The organism is Tropicimonas sp. S265A (genome assembly GCF_049800835.1).
Classification (GTDB): Bacteria; Pseudomonadota; Alphaproteobacteria; order Rhodobacterales; family Rhodobacteraceae; genus Dinoroseobacter.
In genome coordinates this window covers 1,451,755-1,475,883 of the sequence record NZ_JBNAFU010000001.1, presented here as the reverse complement: position 1 = coordinate 1,475,883, position 24,129 = coordinate 1,451,755, and the positions used below count along the sequence as shown (strand labels likewise).

Annotated in this window: 23 protein-coding genes; 7 read left to right on the top strand and 16 right to left on the bottom strand. The window is 63.0% G+C overall.

Annotation, left to right across the window (positions count from 1 at the left end; all coding sequences use genetic code 11):
- The 4 genes from ACP15N_RS07325 to ACP15N_RS07310 form a co-directional block, all read right to left on the bottom strand.
- On the bottom strand, positions 1–1,752 hold the full coding sequence (locus ACP15N_RS07325) for a capsule biosynthesis protein (protein WP_425091560.1): 1,752 nt from the start codon (positions 1,750–1,752) through the stop codon (positions 1–3).
- Positions 1,736–2,395: an ABC transporter ATP-binding protein gene (locus ACP15N_RS07320; protein WP_425091559.1), complete on the bottom strand. Its 660-nt coding sequence runs from the start codon at positions 2,393–2,395 to the stop codon at positions 1,736–1,738. Before ACP15N_RS07320 ends, ACP15N_RS07325 begins: the two co-directional genes overlap by 17 nt.
- A 230-nt stretch (positions 2,396–2,625) precedes the next feature.
- Entirely contained in the window at positions 2,626–3,684 is a 1,059-nt protein-coding gene (locus ACP15N_RS07315) for a permease (RefSeq protein WP_425091558.1), read from the bottom strand.
- Positions 3,677–4,018, bottom strand: coding sequence for an ArsR/SmtB family transcription factor (locus ACP15N_RS07310; RefSeq protein ID WP_425091557.1), 342 nt, complete (start codon positions 4,016–4,018; stop codon positions 3,677–3,679). The genes ACP15N_RS07315 and ACP15N_RS07310 overlap by 8 nt, the downstream gene beginning before the upstream one ends.
- A 76-nt stretch (positions 4,019–4,094) precedes the next feature.
- Between ACP15N_RS07310 and ACP15N_RS07305 the strand changes: the two genes are divergently transcribed.
- Together ACP15N_RS07305 and ACP15N_RS07300 are read left to right on the top strand one after the other, a co-directional pair.
- Positions 4,095–4,691, top strand: coding sequence for a uracil-DNA glycosylase family protein (locus ACP15N_RS07305; protein ID WP_425091556.1), 597 nt, complete (start codon positions 4,095–4,097; stop codon positions 4,689–4,691).
- Positions 4,688–5,482 carry an SseB family protein gene (locus tag ACP15N_RS07300; RefSeq protein WP_425091555.1) on the top strand — a complete coding sequence of 265 codons (795 nt, stop codon included), beginning with the start codon at positions 4,688–4,690 and terminating at the stop codon, positions 5,480–5,482. Before ACP15N_RS07305 ends, ACP15N_RS07300 begins: the two co-directional genes overlap by 4 nt.
- Before the next feature lie 3 nt (positions 5,483–5,485).
- Here the strand turns inward: ACP15N_RS07300 and ACP15N_RS07295 are convergent, their stop codons facing one another.
- The 8 genes from ACP15N_RS07295 to ACP15N_RS07260 form a co-directional block, all read right to left on the bottom strand.
- The gene (locus ACP15N_RS07295) at positions 5,486–6,421 is read right to left on the bottom strand and encodes a 2-hydroxyacid dehydrogenase (protein ID WP_425091554.1); all 936 of its coding nucleotides are present in this window, start codon (positions 6,419–6,421) and stop codon (positions 5,486–5,488) included.
- A gap of 3 nt (positions 6,422–6,424) precedes the next feature.
- Positions 6,425–7,564: a rod shape-determining protein RodA gene (rodA, locus tag ACP15N_RS07290; RefSeq protein ID WP_425091553.1), complete on the bottom strand. Its 1,140-nt coding sequence runs from the start codon at positions 7,562–7,564 to the stop codon at positions 6,425–6,427.
- Positions 7,561–9,504 carry a penicillin-binding protein 2 gene (gene mrdA / locus ACP15N_RS07285; protein ID WP_425091552.1) on the bottom strand — a complete coding sequence of 648 codons (1,944 nt, stop codon included), beginning with the start codon at positions 9,502–9,504 and terminating at the stop codon, positions 7,561–7,563. Before mrdA ends, rodA begins: the two co-directional genes overlap by 4 nt.
- On the bottom strand, positions 9,501–10,031 hold the full coding sequence (locus ACP15N_RS07280; protein ID WP_425091551.1) for a rod shape-determining protein MreD: 531 nt from the start codon (positions 10,029–10,031) through the stop codon (positions 9,501–9,503). The genes mrdA and ACP15N_RS07280 overlap by 4 nt, the downstream gene beginning before the upstream one ends.
- On the bottom strand, positions 10,024–10,941 hold the full coding sequence (gene mreC / locus ACP15N_RS07275; protein ID WP_425091550.1) for a rod shape-determining protein MreC: 918 nt from the start codon (positions 10,939–10,941) through the stop codon (positions 10,024–10,026). Before mreC ends, ACP15N_RS07280 begins: the two co-directional genes overlap by 8 nt.
- A 33-nt stretch (positions 10,942–10,974) precedes the next feature.
- Positions 10,975–12,012, bottom strand: a complete 1,038-nt coding sequence (locus tag ACP15N_RS07270) for a rod shape-determining protein (RefSeq protein WP_425091549.1) — start codon at positions 12,010–12,012, stop codon at positions 10,975–10,977.
- 170 nt (positions 12,013–12,182) lie between these two features.
- Entirely contained in the window at positions 12,183–13,751 is a 1,569-nt protein-coding gene (locus ACP15N_RS07265; RefSeq protein WP_425091548.1) for a 2-isopropylmalate synthase, read from the bottom strand.
- Between the two features lie 184 nt (positions 13,752–13,935).
- On the bottom strand, positions 13,936–14,733 hold the full coding sequence (locus ACP15N_RS07260; RefSeq protein WP_425091547.1) for a hypothetical protein: 798 nt from the start codon (positions 14,731–14,733) through the stop codon (positions 13,936–13,938).
- Between the two features lie 126 nt (positions 14,734–14,859).
- Here ACP15N_RS07260 and ACP15N_RS07255 point away from each other — a divergent pair, with 126 nt between their 5' ends.
- Together ACP15N_RS07255 and ACP15N_RS07250 are read left to right on the top strand one after the other, a co-directional pair.
- A complete protein-coding gene (locus tag ACP15N_RS07255) occupies positions 14,860–15,522 on the top strand; it encodes a C factor, cell signaling protein (RefSeq protein ID WP_425091546.1) in 663 nt (220 codons plus the stop codon).
- Entirely contained in the window at positions 15,519–17,054 is a 1,536-nt protein-coding gene (locus ACP15N_RS07250) for a cryptochrome/photolyase family protein (protein ID WP_425091545.1), read from the top strand. The genes ACP15N_RS07255 and ACP15N_RS07250 overlap by 4 nt, the downstream gene beginning before the upstream one ends.
- 91 nt (positions 17,055–17,145) lie before the next feature.
- Here the strand turns inward: ACP15N_RS07250 and ACP15N_RS07245 are convergent, their stop codons facing one another.
- Positions 17,146–18,582 carry a 2-isopropylmalate synthase gene (locus tag ACP15N_RS07245; protein ID WP_425091544.1) on the bottom strand — a complete coding sequence of 479 codons (1,437 nt, stop codon included), beginning with the start codon at positions 18,580–18,582 and terminating at the stop codon, positions 17,146–17,148.
- A 180-nt stretch (positions 18,583–18,762) separates the two neighbouring features.
- Here ACP15N_RS07245 and ACP15N_RS07240 point away from each other — a divergent pair, with 180 nt between their 5' ends.
- On the top strand, positions 18,763–20,436 hold the full coding sequence (locus tag ACP15N_RS07240) for an NAD+ synthase (RefSeq protein ID WP_425091543.1): 1,674 nt from the start codon (positions 18,763–18,765) through the stop codon (positions 20,434–20,436).
- Between the two features lie 5 nt (positions 20,437–20,441).
- Here ACP15N_RS07240 and ACP15N_RS07235 read toward each other — a convergent pair whose 3' ends face one another.
- A complete protein-coding gene (locus tag ACP15N_RS07235) occupies positions 20,442–20,831 on the bottom strand; it encodes a metallopeptidase family protein (RefSeq protein WP_425091542.1) in 390 nt (129 codons plus the stop codon).
- 345 nt (positions 20,832–21,176) lie between these two features.
- Complete coding sequence (locus ACP15N_RS07230; RefSeq protein ID WP_425091541.1) at positions 21,177–22,094, bottom strand: MBL fold metallo-hydrolase; 918 nt, start codon at positions 22,092–22,094, stop codon at positions 21,177–21,179.
- Between the two features lie 222 nt (positions 22,095–22,316).
- On the opposite strand from ACP15N_RS07230, the gene ACP15N_RS07225 reads away from it, so the two are divergent.
- Positions 22,317–23,204 carry an SPFH domain-containing protein gene (locus ACP15N_RS07225; RefSeq protein ID WP_425091540.1) on the top strand — a complete coding sequence of 296 codons (888 nt, stop codon included), beginning with the start codon at positions 22,317–22,319 and terminating at the stop codon, positions 23,202–23,204.
- The gene (locus ACP15N_RS07220) at positions 23,204–23,488 is read left to right on the top strand and encodes an NfeD family protein (RefSeq protein ID WP_425091539.1); all 285 of its coding nucleotides are present in this window, start codon (positions 23,204–23,206) and stop codon (positions 23,486–23,488) included. The genes ACP15N_RS07225 and ACP15N_RS07220 overlap by 1 nt, the downstream gene beginning before the upstream one ends.
- Here ACP15N_RS07220 and ACP15N_RS07215 read toward each other — a convergent pair.
- A complete protein-coding gene (locus ACP15N_RS07215; RefSeq protein ID WP_425091538.1) occupies positions 23,485–24,117 on the bottom strand; it encodes a TIGR02466 family protein in 633 nt (210 codons plus the stop codon). The two genes, ACP15N_RS07220 and ACP15N_RS07215, sit on opposite strands and share 4 nt — an antisense overlap.
- Positions 24,118–24,129 lie beyond the last annotated feature (12 nt).

Genomic DNA, 24,129 nt, shown 5'->3' with positions numbered 1-24,129 from the left:
CTATCCCGATACTTGCTCTCGAAGCACTGAGGCGGTCAGCGACACCATCAGATAAATGCCCGCAAAGACAAGAAACGCAAGGAAAGTGTTTTCCAGAGCCCTTGGATAGCTGGCCTCGTCCGGTGCAATTGGCCGCACACCGAGAGACAGATACCGGACCTGCCGGTTGGCTTCAATCCGCGCCATCTCCAGCTGCTGAAGCGACTGGCTGAGCATCGATTGACGTGTCTCCAGATCGGCCTGCGCGATCACCAACTCGCCCGAGACCCGCGCTAGAGACGCCTGGCCATCCACGCCATCAGTCATCTCGGCACGCAGCTGCGAGATCAGGGCTTCGAGGCGTTCGATATTCCCCGCAACAACCGTCGCACGAGCAGAGTTCGGAGAGGCATTCTGCAGAAGCTCCTGAAGGCGCAGCTTCTCAAGGTTGAGCTGTGTCTCGAAGGTGGAAATCTGCTGCATCTGCGATGACGCTTCCAGATCGGCGCTCAGAACGCCGCGCGTTTCCTGCAACTCAAGCACCCGCTCCTGCGCGGCGCGAACCTTGTTCTCGGCATCCTCGTAGCTTTCGCGCGCGCCGCTCATCTGGTCCTCGCGCAAGCGCTGCGTGAGGTTGTCGACCTGCTCTTCGGCATAGGAAATGAGCGCGGTAGAAAATGCGTGACTGACCTCTGGCGTGGCTGCGATCACCTCCATCTTCACGATGCCTTCGGTTGGATCGAAGCCAATGATCACGCGGTCCTTGTAAAGTTTGAACGCGTCTTCATTCGACGCGTCGGGCGCGAGACGCTGCAAGAAGTCGATCTCGGGGGAGGAAAAGTGGTCCTTGAACCCGTGATCTTCGTTCAACCGCAGCATCGCCTCGCGAGAGGTCAGATAACTCTGGACCGTCACGGCATCCTGTGTCGTGGCAAGCCCTCCGCCCGCACCCAGAATGCCGCCGAAGCCGCCCTGTGCCCCGGCGCTTTGTGCGTCGGCCTGCTGGATGATGAATTCTGAATGCGTTGCGAACATCGGGGTGGCGATCAGGAAATAGTAGATCCCGGCGACCAGCGTCGGCAGAAAGACAAATGCAGCAAGGCGCGCGGCAAGGAAACCGACCCGGCGGCGGCGGCGCTGGGCGATGCCTTTCTGGATCTTTTCTACTTCGCGGGCGATATCGGCTTCGGTCTGCACCTGCGGCGCGGGCACCTGATTGTCCGGCACCGTCGTGGGCAGGTTCACCTTTTTCTTGTCTGCCACGAGGTCGAGGATGGAATCGCGCGTGAACGGGTCGATCCCCTGCGCCCGCAACATGCGCACCGCATCAAGGTCGGTCTCCGGCTTGAGCCCGTGGCGCAAGGCGACCCGACGTGCGATGCGCAACTGACGCCCGGTCAGACCTTCGGCAAGGATATCGGCGTCGGTCGGTGCGCCTTTTGCATCGGCCTTGGGCCTGGCCTGGCCAGCCCCGGCTTGTGGGCGCTGGGCGGGACGTTTGGGCTTTGCGTTTGGGGCAGGGCCGGTTTTGGCGGCGTTCATCGCCGTCTGCATTTTCGCGTCGGCTTTGGTCTCGCGGTTGCCCGAAGCGGGCTTTGCCGGGGCGGGGTTTGCGGTGGTTCGGGGGCCGGGGGCGGCCTTGCTTGCCGGGTCCGCAGCGGGTTTTTGCGCCGCAGCCTGTTGCGCCTTTGCCTGCGGTGCCGTCGTCTGGCGTGCAAGCGAATTGGCGACGTCCGAACGCCGGATCCGAAATTTCTTAACCGTCGGCTTCATAGTCATAGAGCCTTTTTGCTTCTTCGAGAGAATCGAACATGAAGAGTTTGCCGTTCTGCAAGACGCCCGCGGACGAGCAGAACTTTTCCAATACGCTTGTTTCATGCGACACGATCACAACGGTGGCGCGTTCAAGGCGCTCCTTCATGACAGTACCAGCGCGCTTGTTAAATCCGACATCGAGGGTCGCTGGCATCCCTTCGTCGATCAGGTAGAAATCAAAATCCAGCGCCATCAGGAGGGCAAAGGAAAACCGGGCTCGCATCCCCGCGCTGTAGGTGCCGAGCGGCATCTCGAAATACTCGTCAATGCCTGACAGATACCTGCAAAACGCCTCAACGTAGTCTTCGTCGAGGTGATAGAGTTTTGCAATGTAACGAGAATTTTCAACCCCGGTCAGGTTGCCCTTGACCCCACCCATGAAGCCCAGGGGAAACGAAATGCGCCCCTTGCGGCGGATATGGCCTTCGTCCGGTCGTTCCAGCCCGGCCATCATGTTGATCAGGGTCGTCTTGCCAGTGCCATTCTTGGCCAGAATACCGAGAGAATTGCCCGGTTCCACGCGAAAAGACGCATCGTCGAGAATGACTTTGCGCTGCGTGCCTGTCCAGAAAGACTTACTGACTTGATCGAATTCGATCACCGTGGTCGCCTCGTGCCTCAAACCTCGGTTTGAATACTGCCCTGCGGGTTAAGGCTGTCCTGCCCATCCCGCATCATTTGCCGACACTTGTAACAAAATCGGTAAAAAAGGTAAGCGCAATATCTACTCCAATGCGCAAGCTGTACCGCCTGCGCGGTATGCTGCGCAACAGGTCTGCATGAGTTCGCCCGGGGTCGGCAAGTTGGCGCTGACCCAGGGTCACTTGCAGGTCAGGCCAGCGCCGCCCACCCAAAGCCTGCGACCAGCGCGCCGATCAGCGCGAACGCGATGTAGGATGCGAACACGCGCGGTTTCACCAGCGCCCAGACGGCGACAGCGGCAGGGATGCAGCTGACGCCGCCCGCGATCACGAAGGACATCGCCGCGCCCGGGGCCATGCCCTGTTCCAGCAATCCAGCGACCAGCGGTACGGCCGCATAGCCGTTCAGATAGGCCGGTCCCCCGACAAGCGCACCCATCACGATCGGCCATGCTCCGTCGCCGCCCAGGGTGTTCGCAATCCAGTCCGCCGGGACGTAACGGATCATTAGTGATTGCAACAAATAGGCGAGGAGCAGCCATTTGCCGAGGAATATCAGGTTGTCTCGCGCGACAGACGTGAACTCATCGCGGCGTGGTGCCTCCTGCCAGAACCGCCAGTTCGGTGTGCCCTCGAACGGGGAAGGACCGCATCCACAGCAGGCCGACTTTGGTTGCTCCTTGAGCGGATCACTGTAGAGCGCGCTGCCCGAAAGAGCCTTGACGGCAAAGCCGCCACCGAGGCCGATGGCGATGGCAAACCCGGTTTTGGCGAGGGCGAAGTCGACCCCGAGCGTGCCCGCTGTCACCAGAAACATCGCCGGATCCATCAGGGGGGAGGCGAGCCAGAACGCCATGACCGCGGACAAGGGGGCCCCGACCGCCAGCAAGGCCGCGACGAAGGGGATCACCTCACACGAGCAAAACGGCGACAGCCCGCCAAAGACCGCGGCGAGAAAGATCATGCGCGATTCATGCCCCTGGAACACCTTGGCCAACAGGGTCGTGGCGCCCGCGGCCCGCAAATACGCCACCACCGCCACGGCGAACAGGATGAAGGGCAGCGTATGGGCAAAACTAGCCGCGGTTTCCGCCAGAACCGGCGGCAGCGCCGCGCGGTCCACAAACAACAGAACTGCCGGGATCAGCACGATCAGGGCTGCGGCCGCGTCCAGCCCCGACAGCGCGCGCCACCAAGGTTTGCGCACCGTTGCAGGGGCAAGATCCGGCTCGGTTTGGGTGTTAGCCATGGGTATGCTCCGTTTGCGCGGTATCGGCGCAACACTGCGCCAGCAGGAAGTCCGACAACGCCTCGACCCGGCCGAAGACGACCGTACAGCGGATCACGCGTCCTTCGCGCACCTGTGCCACCAGACCGGCCTGCACCAGTGCCTTGACATGGTGCGTCAGGGTCGAACCGGTCACGCCCACCCGCGCGCCCAAGGCGCCGATGGACAGTCCCGTCGGCCCCGCGCGCACAAGGGTCAGCAAGACGGACAAACGCTGCGGCGCCCCCAGAGCGGCAAATGCCTCCGCCGCGTCCTGAAGGTTCTGATCGGGCAGATGAGTCGATATCGCTTCCATAATTCTATAATTATAGAAATGTCGAAATAATCAAGTCCCGATTGCCGCGTTGCGACCAATGGCCTAGCTCCGGGGGATGGAAACACATCCGCTCGCCCATGACCTCAGCACCTGTGCGATCTGCGCCGATCGGTTTGCGGCCACCCAGACCCGTCACCACCCCAAACCGGTGGTCTGGTTTGCACCGGGGGCGCGGGTGCTGATTGCAGGGCAGGCGCCGGGGATGAAGGTGCACAAAGCGGGCAAGCCCTTCATGGACCCGTCGGGCGTCCGTCTCAGGGCGTGGTTGGGTCTGGATGAGGCCACGTTCTATGACCGCAGCCGCATCGCCATTGTGCCGATGGCGTTCTGTTTTCCGGGCTACAACGCGAAGGGCGCCGATCTGCCGCCGCCACCGATCTGCGCAAAAACATGGCGCGCCTCGGTCATGGAGGGGTTGCCCGACATCCGCCTGACCCTGTTGATCGGCGGCTACGCGCAGAAATGGCATCTGGGTGCAGCGGCGCGTGGCGGCGTGACTGCGACCGTAGCGGCGTGGCGCGACTTTGTGCCCGAGGTGATCCCCTTGCCGCACCCGTCGTGGCGCAATACCGGATGGCTTCGTAAAAACCCTTGGTTCACGACCGACCTGCTGCCCGAATTGCGCAGCCGCATCGCTGAGGAGCTTGCATGACGGATCAAACCCCGCTCGACACGGCCCATGCCGCGATGGAGAGCGCACCCGAGGATGACACCGTCCGCCTGCGCTTCTACGAACGCCTTGCGGATGCAGAACTCTTCCTGCTTCTGTCGGCTGAGGCCCAAGGGGACAACGTGACGCCGCGGCTTTTCCCGGTGGAGGCGCATACCTTCGTTCTGGCATTCGACCGGGAGGAACGTCTGACAAGTTTTACAGGTGGCCCTGCTCCCTATGCGGCACTGTCTGGGCGGGCTCTTGCGACGTTGCTGACAGAACAATCGCTGGGGCTCGGTCTGAACCTCGAGGTCGCCCCGTCCGCCATGCTGCTGCCGCCTGACGCTGTCAGCTGGCTTGCTGCGACCGTTGCCCATGACCACGAACCCGAAGAGGCGCTGCCACAGGAAATCTCCGCCCCTGTGGGCCTGCCAGAGGTGCTGATCACTGCCCTGGATACCAAGCTGGCGATGGCCGCGGGGCTGGCGCACTGCGCCTATCTGGTGGGCGTCAGGTATGCGGATGGGCGGCGCGGGCATCTGCTGGCCTTCGTTGATCCAGTCCCCGGCGCGGAGGAGGGGTTGGCGCAGGCCGCGCGCGAGGCTCTGGTGTTTTCCGGCATCGAGGCAGGAGAAATGGATGTGACCTTCCTCAAGGCCTCAGACCCGTCAGCAGCGCGGAGCGCCCGGCATGGGCTGCGGTTCGATCTGCCCCAATTCCCGGATGGAGCCGTGCAGACGCCCGGCGCCAATCCGGGCATGGATCCGGCGCGTCCACCCAAGCTGCGTTGAGCTTCAGTATCCTGCCACGCGGTCCACGAGGTTGATGAACGGCAGGCCTGCCTCGCCCCGTCGGATGTTCTCGACAATCACGCGCGCCGCCGTTTCGGGCCGCGTCTCAGACGCGATGTGCGGGGTCACTGTCACCTTCGGATGTGCCCAGTAGGCGTGATCCGGTGGCAGCGGCTCGGTACGGAACACATCCAGCGTCGCCTGCCCGATCTGGCCTGAGTCCAGTGCCGCAAGCAACGCCGCGTCATCGATCAATCCGCCGCGCCCCGGGTTCAGGATTACCCCGCCATGCGCCATGGCCGCGAACGCATCTGCGTCAAGGATACTGTCAGTTGCCGGGGTATACGGGAAAAGCGCAATCGCGATCTCGGCATCGCGCAGGGCTTCTGTCATGTCAGCCCCGCTGAAACAGGTGACCCCGTCGATCTGCTTGGGGCTGCGACTGTAGCCGCTGACCTGAAAGTTGAGCGAGACCAGCGTCCGCGCAACGGCACTGCCGAGTGCACCGAGCCCCAGAACACAGACCTTGCGATTGCGCGCCAGCGGGGGAATCCAGTCGAAATGCCGCCACACCCCGTCTTGCGTGGTGATCTGGCGATCAAGGCCCAAGTGGTGACGGAGGGTCTGGCCCACGCACCATTCCACCATGCCCTCGGTCAGCCCTGTATCGACCATCCGGGCCAGTGGCACGGTCAGCGTCGGGTTGCCCACCACATCTTCCACACCGGCCCAGAGGTTCAGCACCGCCTTCAAGCTGCAAAAGGGACGAAAATCCTCAATCGCGCCGTTCGGAGCAAAGATCATGTAATCGACGGTTTCGGGAGCGGAGGCGTCGCAGTCCAGCCGGGCTTCTATTCCTGCTTCGGCCAGTGCGGTGCGCAGGGGGGCTTCGTACTGCGCCCACCGGGCCTCGGCGGCGGCGAACAGGATGCGTGGCATGGCTTACCTCGGTCGGTGAATATGCGCGGATTGCACAAGGCCGAACCCGACCATCAGGACCAGCATCGCAGACCCGCCATAACTGACCAGCGGCAGCGGCACACCCACGACCGGTGCGAGCCCCATGACCATCGCCATGTTGACCGCAAAGAAGAAGAAGAACGTGGCCGCGATACCGACGATCAGCAGCCCGGAGAACCGGTCCTTGGCCCGCATCGCGGAGATCAGGCAAAACGCGATGATCAATCCGTACAGGATGAGCAACGACACGCCGCCCAGAAACCCGAACTCCTCCGCCAGCGTGGTGAAGATGAAATCGGTGTGTTTCTCGGGCAGGAAGTTCAGGCGGCTTTGCGTACCCTCCATGAACCCGCGCCCGGTCCACCCACCGGACCCCAGCGCGATCTTCGACTGGGTGATGTGATAACCCGCCCCGAGCGGATCGTTCTCGGGGTTCAGAAACGTGTCGATCCGGCGGAACTGGTAGTCTTTCAGCAGCTGCCAATCCGTCCCGCGGGAGTAGAAGACCGCCGCCACAAGGGCCACCCCGGCGGCAATCACGACCGCGAAATACAGCCAATGCACGCCCGCCGCGAACATCACGACGCCACCGCCCGCCGTCAGCAGGATCGAGGTGCCGAGATCAGGCTGTTTGAGGACCAGAAACACCGGTAGCAGGATCAGACCGACCGGGATCGCCACCCAGAGGGGCCGCGACACCTTCTTAATGTCAAGCACGTCGTAATAGGCCGCCAGCAGCATGATCAGCGTGATCTTCATCAACTCTGACGGTTGCAGCCGCATGAAGCCCAGATCGATCCAGCGCTGCGCCCCCATGCCGACAACGCCCACGAATTCCACCGCAACCAGCAAGGCCATCGCCACCAGGTATCCAAGCGTCGCGACGTTGCGCCAGAACCAGATCGGCACAAAGGCCACGATGAACATCGCGACCATCCCCAGCGCAAACCGCTTCATCTGCGGCTCCACCCAGGGGGTCATCGAGCCGCCCGCCACCGAATAAAGCATCAGGAACCCGAATGAGGCGACCGCACAGATCAGCAGGATCAACGGCCAGTTCAGGTGCAGGACCTTCGACAGACCCGATGGCACCCGCTTGACGTTGTATTCAAGATAACTCACGCGCGGCTCCGGCCTTGTTCGGGTTCCTGCCGTGGGCGCAGCTTCAGTTTCTTCCGCTGCTCTTCGATCATGTTGCGCTGGTGGCTCGGATAGGCGCTGAGCGGGGGCAACTCCCCGTAGAGTGCTTGCAAAAGGACATCGCGCGCAATCGGGGCTGCGGCCTTTGACCCGCCGCCGCCATGTTCGACCACGACCGAGATCGCGTATTTCGGATTGTCATAGGGCGCGTAGCCCACGAAAAGCGCGTGATCGCGCCGGTTCCAGGGCAGATCCTCGTTCCGGAACACGCCCCGTGCGCGCTCTTCGGCGGTGATGTTGCGCACCTGACTGGTTCCGGTCTTGCCCGCCAGCTTGAACTCGTCCTCCGCGATGCGCGACCGGTAGGCCGTGCCACTGCGCAGGTTTGATGTCTCGTACATCGCGCGCTGCACCAGGTCCATGTGCAGGCGGCGCACGCCCAGCATCGGGGCCTGTTCGACCGGTCGCGGCACGTCGTTCACGGCGCGCACCAGCCGCGGCTCCACTGCGCGCCCGGTGGCCAGTCGGGCCGTCATCACCGCAAGCTGCAAAGGCGAAGCCAGCACAAACCCCTGCCCGATGGAAGAGTTGAGCGTGTCGCCAACCTGCCAGCCCTCGCCCCGATTGGCCTCCTTCCACGCGCGGGTGGGGATCAAGCCTTCGGAGACGGCAGACATGGGCAGGTCGAACTTCACGCCGAGGCCGAACCGGTTCGCCATCGCGGCGATCTTGTCGATGCCGACGCGCTGGCTGATCTCGTAGTAGTAGACGTCGCAGCTCTGCCGCAGGCTGTCGACAAGGTTCATCCAGCCGTGCCCGCCGCGTTTCCAGCAGTGAAAGCGCCGCCTGCCGAGCCGCTGGAAGCCTGGGCACCAGACGCGTTCCTCCGGACCGATGACGCCTTCTTCCAGCGCGGCAAGCGCGGTCAGCATCTTGAAGGTGGACCCGGGCGGATAGGTGCCCTGCACGGTCTTGTCGGCAAGCGGGCGGTATTCGTCGTTCAGAAGCGCGCGGTAATCCGGGCCAGAGATGCCCCGAACGAACTTGTTCGGATCGAAGGACGGGGCGGAGGCAATCGCTCGGATATCGCCCTGTTCGACATCCATCACGACCACGGCGGCGCTTTCACCCTCCAGCCGGGCCTCGGTGTAGTTCTGGAGTGCGTGATCCAGCGTCAATTGCAGGCTGTCGCCGGTTTGCCCGTCCTGCCGGTCCAGTTCCCGCATGACCCGTCCAGCGGCGTTGACCTCGATCCGGCTGGTCCCGGCGCTGCCGCGCAAGTCCAGTTCGTACTTGGCCTCAATCCCGGTCTTGCCGATCTGAAAGCGCGGGATTTGCAGTAGCGGGTCATCGTCGTTCAACCGTTCCAGGTCGAAGTCGGACACCGGACCGACATAGCCGATGGAATGGGCGAAATCACCCTCCAGAGGGTAGAAGCGCGACAGGCCGACCTCGGTCGTGATGCCCGGCAGGGCCGGGGCGTTCACCGCGATCTCGGAAAACTGCTCCCATGTCAGGCGGTCCGCCACGGTCACCGGCACAAAGGCCGAGCGGCGCGAAATCTCCCGCCGCGCGCGCTCAAGATCATCTTCGGGCAGCGGCACGATGGAGGTCAGCGTTTCCAGAACCGCGTCCACATCGCCTGCTTCTTCGCGCGTGATGACGACCTTGTAGTTCGGGGCGTTGCCTGCCAGCAGAACGCCATTGCGATCGTAGATCAGTCCGCGCGCCGGGGGGATTAGCCGAATGTTGATGCGGTTTTCTTCGGCAAGGAACCGGAACTGTTCTGCCTGTTCGACCTGAAGCGTGCGCATCCGCAAGGCCAGAACGCCCAGCACGCTGCCCATCAACCCGCCCACCACGAGGCCGCGGCGGGTGAGCATCCGGCTGGATGCGGCCTGATCTTTGTCAGGACGCTTCATGTGCGCAGCCCTCCGTCATCTCCGGTATGGGCTCTGATGCCGAACACATAGACGCTCGCGACGGCAACAACAGGATAGGCCGCGACCGTCGTCAGAAAATGCAGCATTTCTGCGGTGACGGGCGGCTGATCGACGAAGAGAATGGTCAGGATCAGGCGCTGCGCGATCATCATGCCCGCGATGGCCACGGTCACGATCCCCATCTCCAGAACGATGGGCGTCGCTTCCGCGCGGTAGGCCCGGCGGCGCAGAACCTCGGACCCGATCAGGACCAGCACGGCCCAGAGCCCGGGCGGCCGCATCAGCAGGAAATCGGCCAGCAGGATCGTGCCGGCGATCAGCGGCGCGGTCAGGACATCCGGTCGCCGCTGCACCCACGCCAGAACCAGACACAGGATCAGGTCCGGGCCGGGAATGCGTGGTGCGCCGACATCCAGCGGCAAGAGCCCGTGCAGCAATATGGCCAGCACCAGCCCAAGAAAGAGCGCACGCAGCACCCACGTCTGGAAATTGGCGCGTTCAGCCATCGGCGGCCTCCGCGTCCAGAGCGGCAATCGGGTCGTCATCGGTTTCCGGATCAACCCGCCCGTCGATGGGGCGGGCGTCCTCCACCGGGCGGGCCGGCGCGCTGCGCAGCACGCGCAGGAACTCCAGCCGCTCGTAATCCGCCGCCAGCCGCAGCCTGAACCGTCGGTCGGTGCCCAGGGCGACCGACCCCACAAGCAGGTCGGCGGGGAACACCCCCCCGTCGCCCGAGGTCACGACCCGGTCACCCGGCCGCACTTGTTCAGTGGCCTCGATAAAATCGATGCGCGGCGCCGCGGAGTTATCACCCACCAGCATCGCGTTCTGCCCCGAAGGCTGGATCGTCACGGGCACGCGGCTCGACGGATCGGTCAGCAACAACACCCGCGCGGTGCGACGGCTTGTACCCGCGATCCGGCCCACAAGACCCAGGCCATCCATCGTCGCCCATCCATCGCGCACGCCGTCCTCGGAGCCGACATTCAGCAGGATCGAGCGTCGGAAGGGCGAGGCACTGTCGGCGGTTACGACACCGGTGATGAAGGTCAGTTCCGGGTCGATCTGCACGTTGTTCAGGTCCAGCAGGCGCGCGTTTTCCAGCTCCAGCTGCAACGCCGCCTCGCGCCACGCCTTCATCTGCTGCAACTCGCGTCGCAACTCTTCGTTCTGTTCATACAGCCGCGCGTAGGATTCGAACCCTTCGCCCATCCGGACCAGCGACGTGACAGGGGCCATGATCCAGTCGAACCCCGGCACGATCTGCTCGACGATCTGGGCGCGCAAGCGTTCCACCCGGGGGCTATCGATCCGCCACAGCAGGAAAATACCCAGCAGACACACCACAAGTGTCCCGATCAGCACGCGGCGGATCGGCTTGAAATGGTCTTCCTCGTCGTATCGATGTCTTGCCAAGGCTGCTCCTCAGCGAGAGATTTGCGTCTGCTCTTAGCTGTCGTAGTCGATTGTATGGCGCAGTTGTTTTTCGTATTCCAGCGCCTTGCCGGTGCCCAAGGCTACACAATTGAGCGACTCGTCGGCAATAGAAATGGGCAAACCGGTTTGCTCGCGCAGCGCCAGATCCAGCTCGCCCAGAAGCGCACCGCCGCCTGTGAGCATGACGCCGCGGTCCACGATGTCCGCGGCCAGATCGGGCGGGGTCGCCTCGAGCGCGGTCATCACAGCCTCGCAAATCTGCTGGACAGGTTCGGCCAACGCCTCGGCCACCTGCGCCTGATTGAGTTCGGTTTCCTTCGGCACGCCGTTCAGCAGGTCACGCCCGCGAATGTGCATCACGGCCCCACGCCCGTCATCGGGCATGCGGGACGTGCCGATGGAGGTCTTGATCCGTTCGGCCGTCGATTCCCCGATCAGCAGGTTTTGCTGGCGGCGCAGGTAACTGATGATCGCCTCGTCCATGCGGTCGCCCCCGACCCGGATGGAGCGGGCGTAGACGATATCGCCCAAAGACAGCACAGCCACCTCGGTCGTCCCACCGCCGATATCGACGACCATGGACCCGGTCGGATCGGTGATCGGCATGCCCGCTCCGATTGCGGCGGCAATCGGTTCGGCGATCAGCCCGGCACGCCGGGCACCCGCCCCCATGACCGATTGGCGAATGGCGCGTTTTTCAACCGGGGTCGCGCCATGGGGCACGCAGACGATGATCTTTGGCTTTGAAAACGTCGAGCGCTTGGCGACCTTGCGGATGAAATGCTTGATCATCTCCTCGGCGACGTCGAAATCGGCTATCACGCCTTCGCGCATCGGGCGGATCGCTTCGATGGAGCCGGGGGTTCGTCCCAGCATCAGCTTGGCATCCTCGCCCACAGCCAATACCTGTTTCTTGCCGTCCTTGACGTGATAGGCGACCACCGAAGGCTCGTTCAGAACGATGCCCTTGCCCTTTACGTAGACCAGCGTGTTCGCCGTCCCCAGATCAATCGCCATATCAGAAGAAAACAGCGAGAAGCCACCAAACATGCCCGTCTACCTCAGCCAAGAATCGTCTTTGCGCGGGTTTAGCCCCCACGGATTGTTTCCAACTTAATGAACCCTACACAAAACTTGGTAAAGGCGATTCACGGCCCAATTCGGCAGAACATCGCCCGACTGCGTCCGGACAGGCGCAGTTGCCTGCCCGGCGCCTTGGTTCAGCTGACGTCTTTGTAGCTGATTTCCTTACCGTCTTTGCCCGCTTTCGTACGCCGCACGATCAGTCGGTTCAGCGCGCCGACATAGGCTTTGGCAGAGGCCACGACCGTGTCTGTATCGGCGGACTGGCCTGTGACGATCTTGCCATCTTCCTCCATCCGGACGGTAACGGTTGCCTGCGCATCGGTCCCTTCGGTCACCGCGTGCACCTGGTAGAGCTGCAATCGTGCCTCATGTGGAAACAATGCCTTCACCGCGTTGAAGGTTGCATCGACCGGGCCGTCGCCTTGCGCGGTGACCTGATGGTCCAGGCCATCGATGGTCAGGGTCAGGTCCGCTGATTGCGGTGCTTCCGTTCCGCAGATCACACGCAGGAACTTCACCTGGATATGGTCCGGTGCTGTGTCCGCACTGTCCTGCATCAGCGCGATCAGGTCCTCGTCATAGACCTCTTTCTTGCGGTCTGCGAGCGCCTTGAACCGGACGAACACGTCATTGAGCTGGTTGTCGGCCAGATCGTGGCCCAGGTCCTTCAGCTTGGCACGCAGGGCCGCGCGGCCCGAATGCTTGCCCATCACCAGATTGGTGTCGCTCAGCCCGATATCCGACGGGCGCATGATCTCGAACGTCTCGGCGTTCTTGAGCATCCCGTCCTGGTGGATACCCGACTCGTGCGCAAAGGCGTTCTTGCCCACGATGGCCTTGTTGAACTGCACCGGAAAGCCCGACACGGAAGCGACCCGGCGCGAGATGTTGATGATCTTGGTGGTGTCGATCCCGGTCTGGAACGGCATGATGTCATTGCGCACACGCAGCGCCATCACGACCTCCTCCAGTGCGGTGTTGCCCGCGCGCTCGCCCAGACCGTTGATGGTGCATTCGATCTGGCGCGCGCCGGCATCCACCGCGGCCAGCGCGTTGGCGGTCGCCATGCCCAGATCATTGTGGCAGTGGGTCGCGAAAGTCACCTCGTCCGCGCCGGGCACGTCCGCGATCAAGCGCGCGATCAGGTCGGCACTTTCACGCGGGGCGGTGTAGCCCACCGTGTCGGGGATGTTGATTGTCATCGCACCAGCCTTGATCGCAATTTCGATCACACGACAGAGGTAGTCGTATTCCGTCCGCGTGGCGTCCATCGGCGACCATTGCACGTTGTCACACAGGTTGCGCGCATGAGTGACGGTGTCGTGGATGCGGTCGGCCATCTCGTCCATGGTCAGGTTCGGGATCGCCCGGTGCAGCGGCGAGGTGCCGATAAACGTGTGAATGCGCGGGCGCTTGGCGTGGCGCACGGCCTCCCAACACCGGTCGATATCCTTGAAATTGGCGCGTGCAAGCCCGCAGATCACGGATGTCTGCGCCCGGCGCGCGATTTCGCTGACGGCTTCGAAGTCGCCGTCCGAGGCGATGGGGAAGCCCGCCTCGATGATGTCCACACCCATCTCGTCGAGCATGCCGGCAATTTCCAGCTTCTCGTCATGGGTCATGGTCGCGCCGGGGGATTGCTCGCCGTCGCGCAACGTCGTGTCGAAGATCAACACGCGGTCTTGGTCGGATGTCTGGGTCATTTTGGTGTCTCTGTGGTTAGCCGTTGTCTCAGTCGCGATGAAGGCGCGGAAGATACCTCTGAGCGGTCGCGCCGGACGGCACGCTCAGAGGCGGCTAAGAAGAAGGAGACGCGCAGCCGAAAGCGCACCGAAGGCGGCGCGCTGCAGCGGGGTTTTATGTGAAACCGTGAACGTCATGCGCCCTTTATACGGGCGAACGCTCGAATTCCAAGGCCGAAATCACGCAGGCCGAGGGCAGGGGCTCCCCAAGACGGGCCATGGCGGAGGGTTTGTAATCGAATACCGCAACAGTGTGGCCATCGTCGAAGGCCACGTAGACCTGACTGCCTTCGGCGTTCACGGTGATGCCCTCGGCATCGTAACCTGCGAACTCAAGGCTGGTGACCGACAAAAGCGTGCCTTCGGGCGAAAACTCGAACAGGCTGTCGGAGGCATCTGCATCGTCCACCACCAGGACCGTGCCATGCACCGGATCAACGGTGACGCCCTGCGGTTCCATCAACTGGGGTTGCTGCATGTACCCGATCAGCCGACGGCGCGTCACGCCGTCCTCACCGATCTGGACGATTTCCGCCGCCGTGTCATCGGCAACCCAGTAATCCCGCGTCTGCCCGTCATAATACAGACCGTCCGTGTCCCGCAGCGCGGCGGACAGGCGGAAGGGTTCGCCGAGCGGACGACCGTCCCGGTCCACGTTCTGGTAAAGGCCGGACCCGTCCGACAGCAACAGCCCGTCCGTGGTCACCGCGATGGCATCAACGCGATGCAGCGGCGCCTCGAAGCTGCGCACCTCGTTGCCCCAGGGGTCGGTCATGCGCACGGTCCGGGTCTCGTTCGCGATCCAGAGCCCGCAATAGGTGCGGTCGTAGGTCAGTCCGGAAGGACCCTCGGCTTCAAATGTACGAATGAGGTTCAGTTCAAGGGCGGCCGCCGGTCCGCAAAGCAGCAGGGTCGCGCAGAGGGCAGAAAAGATCTTGGTCATACGTCCGTCTCTTTCTTTTTTGTCCTCCCTCGACTGACTTCACGCTAACCGCAGATGGTTAATTTTCTGCCTCGGCAGATTGCCGCTGCGACCTAAGTGCCACACAGGGACAACGACGGAGCAGGCATGCAACGGGCACTCGTGCTGGGCAGTAGCGGTGGGATTGGTGCGGCCTTGGTGGCCAAGCTGTCACAAAACTTTGATATTACGCAGATTTCCAGATCAAAGGACGGTTTTGACATCACGTCGCCGGACAGTGTCGAAGCCACGCTTGCGCCGCTGCAAGCACCTTTCGATCTGGTTATCGTGGCGACCGGTGCTCTGGAAATCGACGGTCTGGAGCCGGAAAAATCCCTGCGACAGGTGCGCGCAGAAGGGCTGACTGCACAGTTTTTACTCAATGCCATGGGCCCCGCACTGGTCCTTCGTCATGCGCCGCGTCTGCTTCCCAAGGATCGCCGGAGTGTCTTTGCCGTTCTCTCGGCCCGCGTCGGGTCCATCGGCGACAACCGCCTGGGCGGCTGGTACTCCTACCGCGCGGCCAAGGCGGCAGTGAACCAGATCGTGCACACCGCCTCGATCGAGATGACACGCACGCACAAGGATTCGATCATCGTTTCGCTGCATCCCGGAACCGTTGCGACGAAATTCACCGAGAAGTATCTGGGCCGTCACCCGGCAGTGCCTCCGGCGAAAGCAGCAGGGCACCTTGTCCATGTGATCGAGGGCCTGACCCCCGAGGATACCGGCAAATTCTTTGACTGGTCCGGCGCGGAGGTTCCGTGGTGAGTGCGGCACCGCGCCTCGTACTGGTGTTGGGGGACCAGCTGTCCGACCAGATCGCTGCGCTTGCCCATGCCGACAAGGGCAGAGATACGGTGGTCATGGCCGAGGTTGCGGACGAGGCGTCCTATGTTCCGCATCACCCCAAGAAGATCGCGTTCTTGTTCGCGGCCATGCGCAAATTCGCGGCACGGCTGCGGGATGCGGGCTGGACCGTGGCCTATACGACCCTCGACGATCCCCAGAACACCGGCTCGATCGTGGGGGAGTTGCTGCGCCGCGCGGAAGACACCGGCGCCGAGGAAGTCATCGCGACCGAGCCCGGAGAATGGCGTCTTATCGCGGCGCTGGAGGACTGCCCCGTGCCCGTTCACCAGATGCCGGACACGCGGTTCCTGGCAAGCCACGCCGAATTCGAAACCTGGGCCGAAGGGCGCAAACAATTGCGGATGGAGTATTTCTACCGCGAGATGCGGCGCAAGACTGGCTACCTGATGGATGGCGACAAGCCCGAGGGCGGGAAATGGAACTACGACCATGACAACCGCAAACCGGCCCCCGATGACATCGCTTTCGGCGGGCCGATGCAGTTCACGCCGGATGAAACGGTCGAAGAGGTCCTGAACCTTGTCGAGGAGCGGTTTGGAGGCAATTTCGGCACGCTGCGCCCGTTCTGGTTTGCCACCGAGCCTGCGCAGGCGCGCCGGGCGCTCACGCATTTCATCCAGAACGCCCTGCCGAAGTTTGGCGATTATCAGGATGCGATGCTGTCGGAGAACCGGTTTCTCTATCACGCGGTGATCTCAATGTACGTCAATGCCGGACTTCTGGACTGGCGCGAGGCCTGCGACGCCGCAGAAGCCGCCTACCGCGCGGGCGATGCGCCACTGAACGCGGTGGAGGGGTTTATTCGTCAGATCATCGGGTGGCGCGAATACATGCGCGGCATCTATTTCCACGAAGGGCCCGAATACACGCAGCGGAACTTTCTGGACCATGACGCAGACCTGCCGTCGTTCTATTGGGATGCCGATACGGACATGCTGTGTCTGTCCAAGGCCATCGGGCAGACGCGCGACGAGGCCTATGCCCACCACATCCAGCGCCTGATGGTCACCGGCAACTTTGCCTTGCTGGCCGGGGTCGATCCGCATCAGGTGCACGAGTGGTACCTCGCGGTCTATGCAGATGCATATGAGTGGGTGGAGGCTCCGAACGTGATCGGGATGAGCCAGTTCGCCGATGGCGGGGTGCTTGGGTCAAAGCCCTATGTGTCTTCGGGCGCATACATCGACCGCATGTCGAACCACTGCAAAACCTGTGCCTACAAGGTCAAGCAGAAGACCGGGGAGGGGGCGTGCCCGTTCAACCTGCTTTACTGGCATTTCCTGATCCGGCACCGGGACCGGTTCGATAAAAATCCACGCATGGCGCAGATGTACCGAACCTTCGACCGCATGGACGGGGATCGCCGCGAAATCGTTCTGGCCGAGGCAGAGCAGTTTCTTGCGCGGCTGCGCTCTGGCGCGCGGGTCTAGACAAGCGGCACGCGCTGACGCGCGCGCTCTGATCCCTGACGACGCCAGAGGGGTGCCGCGGCCTGCGGCGGGGCACCTCACTTGATCGGCGTTACTGGGTCTGTGTGCCGGGCTCCGCTGCGGGCGGTGTGACGAGCACTCCGTTTTCCCACTGGCCGGTTTCGACCTGCCCCCCGATATAGCTGAGGGTGCCCTGGCCAGAGCGGCGTCCGTTCTCGAACATACCCTCGTAGACATCGCCATTGGTGTAGACCGCGCGGCCCATGCCATTCATCTCCCCAGCGGTCCAGGTACCCTCGTAGCGGAAGCCGTCCGAGCGCACGAGCGTGCCTTCGCCCTCGCGCAGGCCCGCGACGAAGCCGCCGCTATAGGTTGACCCATCGGCGTAGGTGGCAGTGCCTTGCCCCTGCTTTTCTCCCAACTCCCATGTGCCGGTGTAGGTATAGCCGCCGGGGTAGGTGATCGTGCCTTGCCCGTGGGTCTGCGCGTCCTGAAAGCTGCCCTGGTAAACGATGCCGTTGGCATAGGTGGCGGTGCCTTCGCCCTCAATCACGCCCGCGACCCAGCCGCCTTCGTAGGTGGAGCCATCCGGATAGGTGATCTTGCCCTGTCCCTCGGGGGTGCCGTCGACAAAGCTGCCGGTGTAGACCGACCCGTCAGGGTAGCTGACCGTGCCGTCGCCCTCGATCTTGCCCTTGATCCAGGTGCCCTCGTAACGGTATCCGTCCGGTCCTTCGAACGTGCCGAGCCCGTGGCGGAGGTCGTCGTCGAAGCTGCCGGTATAGGTCCAACCGTTGGCGTAGGTCATCACGCCCGTACCCTGCCGGCGGCCATCGACCAGCTCACCTTCGTAGACATCGCCGTTGGGCTGGACCAGTCGCCCCGCACCGGTGAACTGGCCCGCAGCCCACTGTCCTGAATACTCCAGGCCATCGGGCATGATCAGGGTGCCTTCGCCTTCGCGCACACCGTCGATGACCGAGCCCTCGTAGATCGAACCGTCTGCATAGGTGATGCGCGCGGTTCCGGTCTTGGCACCGTCCACCCAATCGCCGTCATAGGTGTAGCCATCCGGCGTTTCGAGCACGCCTTTGCCATTGTGGCGCGAATTGGCGAAGCTGCCATCATACAGGGACCCGTCCGCATAGCTGGCCACGCCCGCGCCGCTCATCTTGCCATCGGCCCACTGGCCCTCATAGGTCGCGCCGTCGGCAAAGGTGATCCGGCCCTGTCCTTCGGGCTTGCCCGCGACGAACGCCCCCACATAGACCGAGCCGTTTGGAAAGCGCGCCTCGCCCTGGCCGAGGATTTCGCCATCGACCCAGTCGCCGGTATAGGTATAGCCGTTTGGCAGCGTGTAGGTGCCCGTGCCATGCTGCTTGCCATCGCGGAAGGTGCCCTCGTAGATGCCTCCGCCGTCAAACTGCTTGACGATCCGGTTGCCTTCCTGCGCAAGCGCGCCCGTCGCCAGCGCTGCGGCCAGCAGGGTTGCCGCGCCGATCCTGATTGCCCGTGACTTGCGATGCACCACGATCTCCTTGTTTCTAGCCCATTTGCCCACCCGGCTTTGGTCGCAAGCTAAATCACGGTGGCAAAGGGGGCAATGGGCAAGGCGCGCGGATGGTCCCACGGGCAGACGCCGACCGATCACGCTTTCCTCCTGCCCATGTGGGAGTTACATAGCCAACAGAACGATGAGGCACCGTTTATGAGCGATATTTTTCGTCTGACCCTGGCACAGCTGAACCCGACCCTGGGCGCGTTGCGGCAAAACGCCGAGAAAGCGCGTGCCGCCTGGGCGTCCGGCAAGGCGGCGGGGGCTGACCTTGTGGCCCTGCCGGAGATGTTTCTGACTGGATACCAGACACAGGATCTGGTCATGAAGCCTGCCTTCGTCGCGGATGCGGAGCGGGTCCTCGACCAGCTGGCGACCGATTGTGCCGATGGTCCCGCGCTCGCCATCGGGTGCCCGCATATCGACGGGGACGCGCTCTACAACACCTACGCGATCCTTAAGGACGGCAAGGTTGTGGCGCGCCCTTACAAGCACCACCTGCCCAATGCCGAGGTGTTCGACGAGAAACGGGTGTTCTCTTCGGGTGCCGTGTCGGGCCCTTACCGGATCGGGCCGCTGCGCATCGGCTCACCGATCTGCGAGGATGCGTGGTTCGATGATGTGACAGAGACACTGGCCGAAAGCGCCGCAGAGATCCTGCTGGTGCCGAACGGGTCGCCCTATCACCGCAACAAGCACGAAACCCGGCTGAACCTGATGGTCGCGCGCGTGGTCGAGACCGACTTGCCGTTGATCTATCTGAACATGGTGGGCGCGCAGGATGATCAGGTTTTTGATGGCGCATCCTTCGCGCTCAATCGCCATGGCAGGCTGGCTTTGCAAATGCCCGCGATGGAGGAGGCGATTGCCCACCTGACCCTGACCGAAGGCGCACAGGGTTGGGAAATTGCGGAGACCGACAAAGCAGGCTTGCCCGGCGAATGGGAAGCCGATTACCGCGTGATGGTCCAGTCTCTGCGCGACTATCTGGGGAAATCGGGTTTCGGCAAGGTGCTGTTGGGGCTGTCGGGCGGGATCGACAGTGCGATCGTGGCAGCTATCGCCGCCGATGCGATCGGTCCCGAGAACGTGCGCTGCGTGATGCTGCCCTCGGAATACACCTCCGACCACTCGCTGGAGGATGCCGCCGCCGTCGCGCGCAACCTGGGATGTCAGCTGGATACGCTGCCGATCTCGGGGCCACGCGCTGCCGTGTCAGAGGCGCTTTCACCATTCTTCAACGGCACCGATCCCGGAATTGCCGAGGAAAACGTGCAATCGCGGTTGCGCGGGCTGCTTCTGATGGCGCTCAGCAACAAGTTCGGAGAAATGCTGCTGACCACCGGCAACAAGTCCGAGGTCGCGGTCGGGTACGCGACGATCTATGGCGATATGGCCGGCGGCTACAATCCGATCAAGGACCTCTACAAGACCCGCGTTTTCGAGACCTGCCGCTGGCGCAACGCCAACCATCGCGATTGGATGATGGGTCCGGCCGGCGAGGTGATCCCGCCGCGCGTGATCGACAAGCCGCCCTCGGCCGAACTGCGCGAGGATCAGAAGGACGAAGACAGCCTCCCGCCTTACGAGGTGCTGGACGCCATTCTCGAAGGGTTGATCGACAACGAGATGTCGGTGGCCGATCTGGTCTCGGATGGGTTCGACCTGGACACGGTCAAGAAGGTGGAACACCTGATCTACATCAGCGAATACAAACGCTATCAGTCCGCCCCCGGGGCGCGCCTGACCAAGCGTGCCTTCTGGCTGGACCGGCGCTATCCGATCGTGAACCGCTGGCGCGACCCGTCAGGCACGCTCAACCACTAGGCGGGCTATTCCCACCAGCGGTCGATTTCAGCGATGTCGTCATCTGACCAGCCGAAGTGGTGGGCAAACTCGTGCACCGTGACGTGGGCGATCAGGTCGCGCAGCGCCACATCCCCGCGCTCGCGCCATTCCAGCAGGATCGGTTCGCGGAACAGCCATACGGTGTCGGGCTGTGTCGGTTGATCGAAGGTGGATTTCTCGGTCAACGGGATGCCGTCATACAGTCCGGTCAGATCGCGGGCATCGCCGATGTCGAGGTCCTGCAACATCCACTCTGCAGGCCAGTCTTTGACCACCACTGCGACCTCTGCGGCCATCTCTCGGAATGGTTCGGGAAAGGTGGCGACTGTCTCGTGGGCCGTGGAAAGAAAGGCGTCGAGGCTTTGATCGGTCATCTGGTGCATTCCGGGAAAGACAGAAAAAACATCTTTTAGGCGAGTAACCTGAAACAAATACACCTTGAAAGAGCGGATTTCTGCCGATCGTCCCTGTCACGTAACTACGGTATGGCGAAACTGAACGACGGAGTTCATTTATGCGCCATTAGCGGGAACACAGTCGCGCGCTCCCTCCTCCTTCGCGCGGCGCCGCCCAGACGTGCTGATGCTCTGAACGCTCGGCACGGACCCGCGCGGACCGGCATGCGGAAGACGTGCGCCGCGCGGGACACTCTATCGCCCACTCACGGGTCCCGGACGCCCCCTCTCCGCTGCGCGTACAGCAGAGAGGGGGCGACGGTGTTACAACGCCAGTTGGTAGGAATGGGGCACGAACTCGAAGCCGTCTCCGCGTGTCGCGACATACCCTATCGCCGGGAAGGGCATGTGATAGCCGATCATCGGCATCCGTTCATCAGCGATGGTCGCCAGAATGTTGCGGCGGCTTGCGGCGGCGCCGGCCTTGTCCATGTCAAAGCGCACTTCCCAGTCGGGACGCGCCAGCGACCAGACCGGATGGTTGGCCAGGTCAGCGATCAGCATCATGGATTGCCCACCGCTTTCGATGCGGTAAGTCATGTGCCCCGGCGTATGCCCGAAGGCCGCTGTTGCGGTGACACCCGAGGCGACTGAGCCGCCATCGTCGAGGAACGTGAACTTGTCGTTCAGCGGTGCAACCTTCTGGTCGAACCGCTCGTTTCCGGCAGCCGCCCAGTGGTTGTGCTCAATCGCGCCTGTGACGTAGCTGGCACCGGCGAATGTCTCGTCATCACCGTCCATCAGGCCACCGATATGGTCGCCATGCATGTGGGTGATCACGACCGTGTCGATGTCGGAGGGCGCGTAGCCCGCCTCTGCCAGAGCGGCGGTGATGCCGGCCTGGTTCAGGCCGGTGTCGAACAGGATAACTTCCGACCCGGTATTCACAAGCGTCGGGGTGAAGAAGAATTGCGCCTTGTCAGCGGGAATGAAGTTCGCGTCGCTGACCTGCTGGAACTCCTCGGGGCTGACATTCATGCCGAAAATCGTCTGGATTTCGTCACGGACGGCGGTACCGGCCAGAAGCGTGGTGATCTCGAAGTCGCCCAATGTGATCCGGCGGTGGATCGCGTTCGATGCGCCCTTCTTTTCGGTCATGGCAAAGCCGGGCGCACCGGTGGCGGCCACGAGCGGCATGGCGGCCCCTGCGGCAAGCGCTTGGCGGCGTGTGAGTGTGGACATGGGAATCCCTCCGTGTTTCTCCCCTTACGCGCAGGTAGCGGTCGGATGCTACAAATCCACTGCAATCGCGGGAACATTGCCGCACAGCCGGGGTGGCGACGTGCACAGAAACCACGTCGCCGCCCCAATCTTGCCCTGTAGGTGACAGACCGGTCTGCGCCCTTGCACACATGGGGGCTGACGCCCATTCTGATTCCAAAAAAAGAGGTTCGGAGCATTTCCATGGAAGACATTCTGATCGGTCTTGTCGGCGACAACATCGTGATCCTGCTGTTGGCGGGTCTGGTGCTGCTCAGCCTGTTTCTGGGCATTCGGATCGTGCCTCAGTCGGAAAAACACGTGGTGGAACGCTTCGGGCGCCTGCGCTCCGTTCTCGGACCGGGCATCAACTTCATCGTGCCGTTTCTGGACCGGGTTGCGCATCAGGTCTCCATCCTCGAGCGGCAGCTGCCGAACAATTCGCAGGATGCGATTACTTCTGACAACGTGCTCGTGCAGATCGACACCTCCGTTTTCTACCGCATTCTGGAACCCGAGCGCACGGTTTACCGCATCCGCGACGTGGACGCCGCCATTCAGACCACGGTCGCCGGCATCGTCCGGGCCGAGATCGGCAAGATGGAACTCGACGAGGTGCAGGCCAATCGCAACGTCCTGATCGAGCGCATCAAGGAATCCGTGGCAGACGCGGTGGACAGCTGGGGGATCGAGGTGACACGAGCCGAGATCCTCGATGTCAATCTCGATCAGGCCACGCGCGATGCCATGCTTCAGCAGCTCAATGCCGAGCGGGCCCGCCGAGCGGCGGTAACGTCTGCGGAGGGCGAAAAACGCGCCGTGGAACTGGCCGCAGATGCCGAGCTTTATGCCGCCGAACAGGCCGCCAAGGCCCGCCGGGTGGAGGCGGACGCCGAAGCTTACGCCACTTCGGTCGTCGCCGCGGCCATTCAGGCCAACGGGATGGAGGCCGCGCAATATCAGGTCGCGCTCAAGCAGGTCGAGGCGATCACCGGCGTGGCGAACGGGCAGGGCACCCAGACAGTTATTCTGCCCGCCGACGCGGTAGAGGCGTTCGGCAATGCCTTCAAGATGCTCAAGGGGCGCGGCTGATGCTGTGGCAGGAACCCTGGGTCTGGCTGGCCGCCGGGCTGATCCTCGCCATTCTCGAGGTCGTCGTGCCGGGCTACATTTTTCTCGGCTTCGGGATCGGCGCGGGTCTTGTCGGGCTGGCGCTGATCGTCGGCGGGGCGGAAGCCGGGTTCGCGCAGTCGCTGCCGCTGCTGATCCTGTCCTTCGCGATCCTGTCGCTTTTTGCCTGGCTGGGCTTGCGTCGAGTGCTGGGCATCCGCGCCGGACAGGTCAAGACGTTCGACCGGGACATCAACGAGGATTAGTCGGGCACGTAGTCCGGTTTCATCCGCAGGATCACGTTGAAAGACACGCTGATCCGTGCGGTCCGGCTCAGGTTCACATGCACCAGATGGTGCAGGAACCCCGGCCAGATCAGCACATCTCCGCCCCTCGGCTGCATCCGGTGTTCGGGATCCACCTGCGGGTCGCCCTTGATGGCCAGCATGTTGGCCTGCGGGCGCGGATCGAAGAAGCTGATCGCGTTGGGCGTGCGATCCGACCGGCCCTTCGGCGCCTCATCCCCTTCGGGCACCTGCACGTAATACGTCCCCGACAGCCAGCTGTGGGGGTGATTGTGCAGGTTGTGATCATCCCCGAACCCGTTGACGTTCGGCCACGCCTGAACGTGCCAGTCCAGATCATAGGTTACCCCCGTCCCCCGCGCGTAATCGAGGATCGCGCGATCCAGACAGGCCTTCAGCCAGGCAATGGCAGGGTGCGGATGGGACAGGAAATCTCCCGACAGGTAATCGGTCGTCATGTCTGACTTTGCAGCATCCATCTGGCCGATCACATCCGCCAGAACCGGGTTGGCCTGCGCCGCGCCGGGCAAGGCATGGCGCATCAGGGTCGTTGGCCAAAGCTGCGCGAATTCCGGTGCGCCTTGCTGCATGATCGCTCCTCC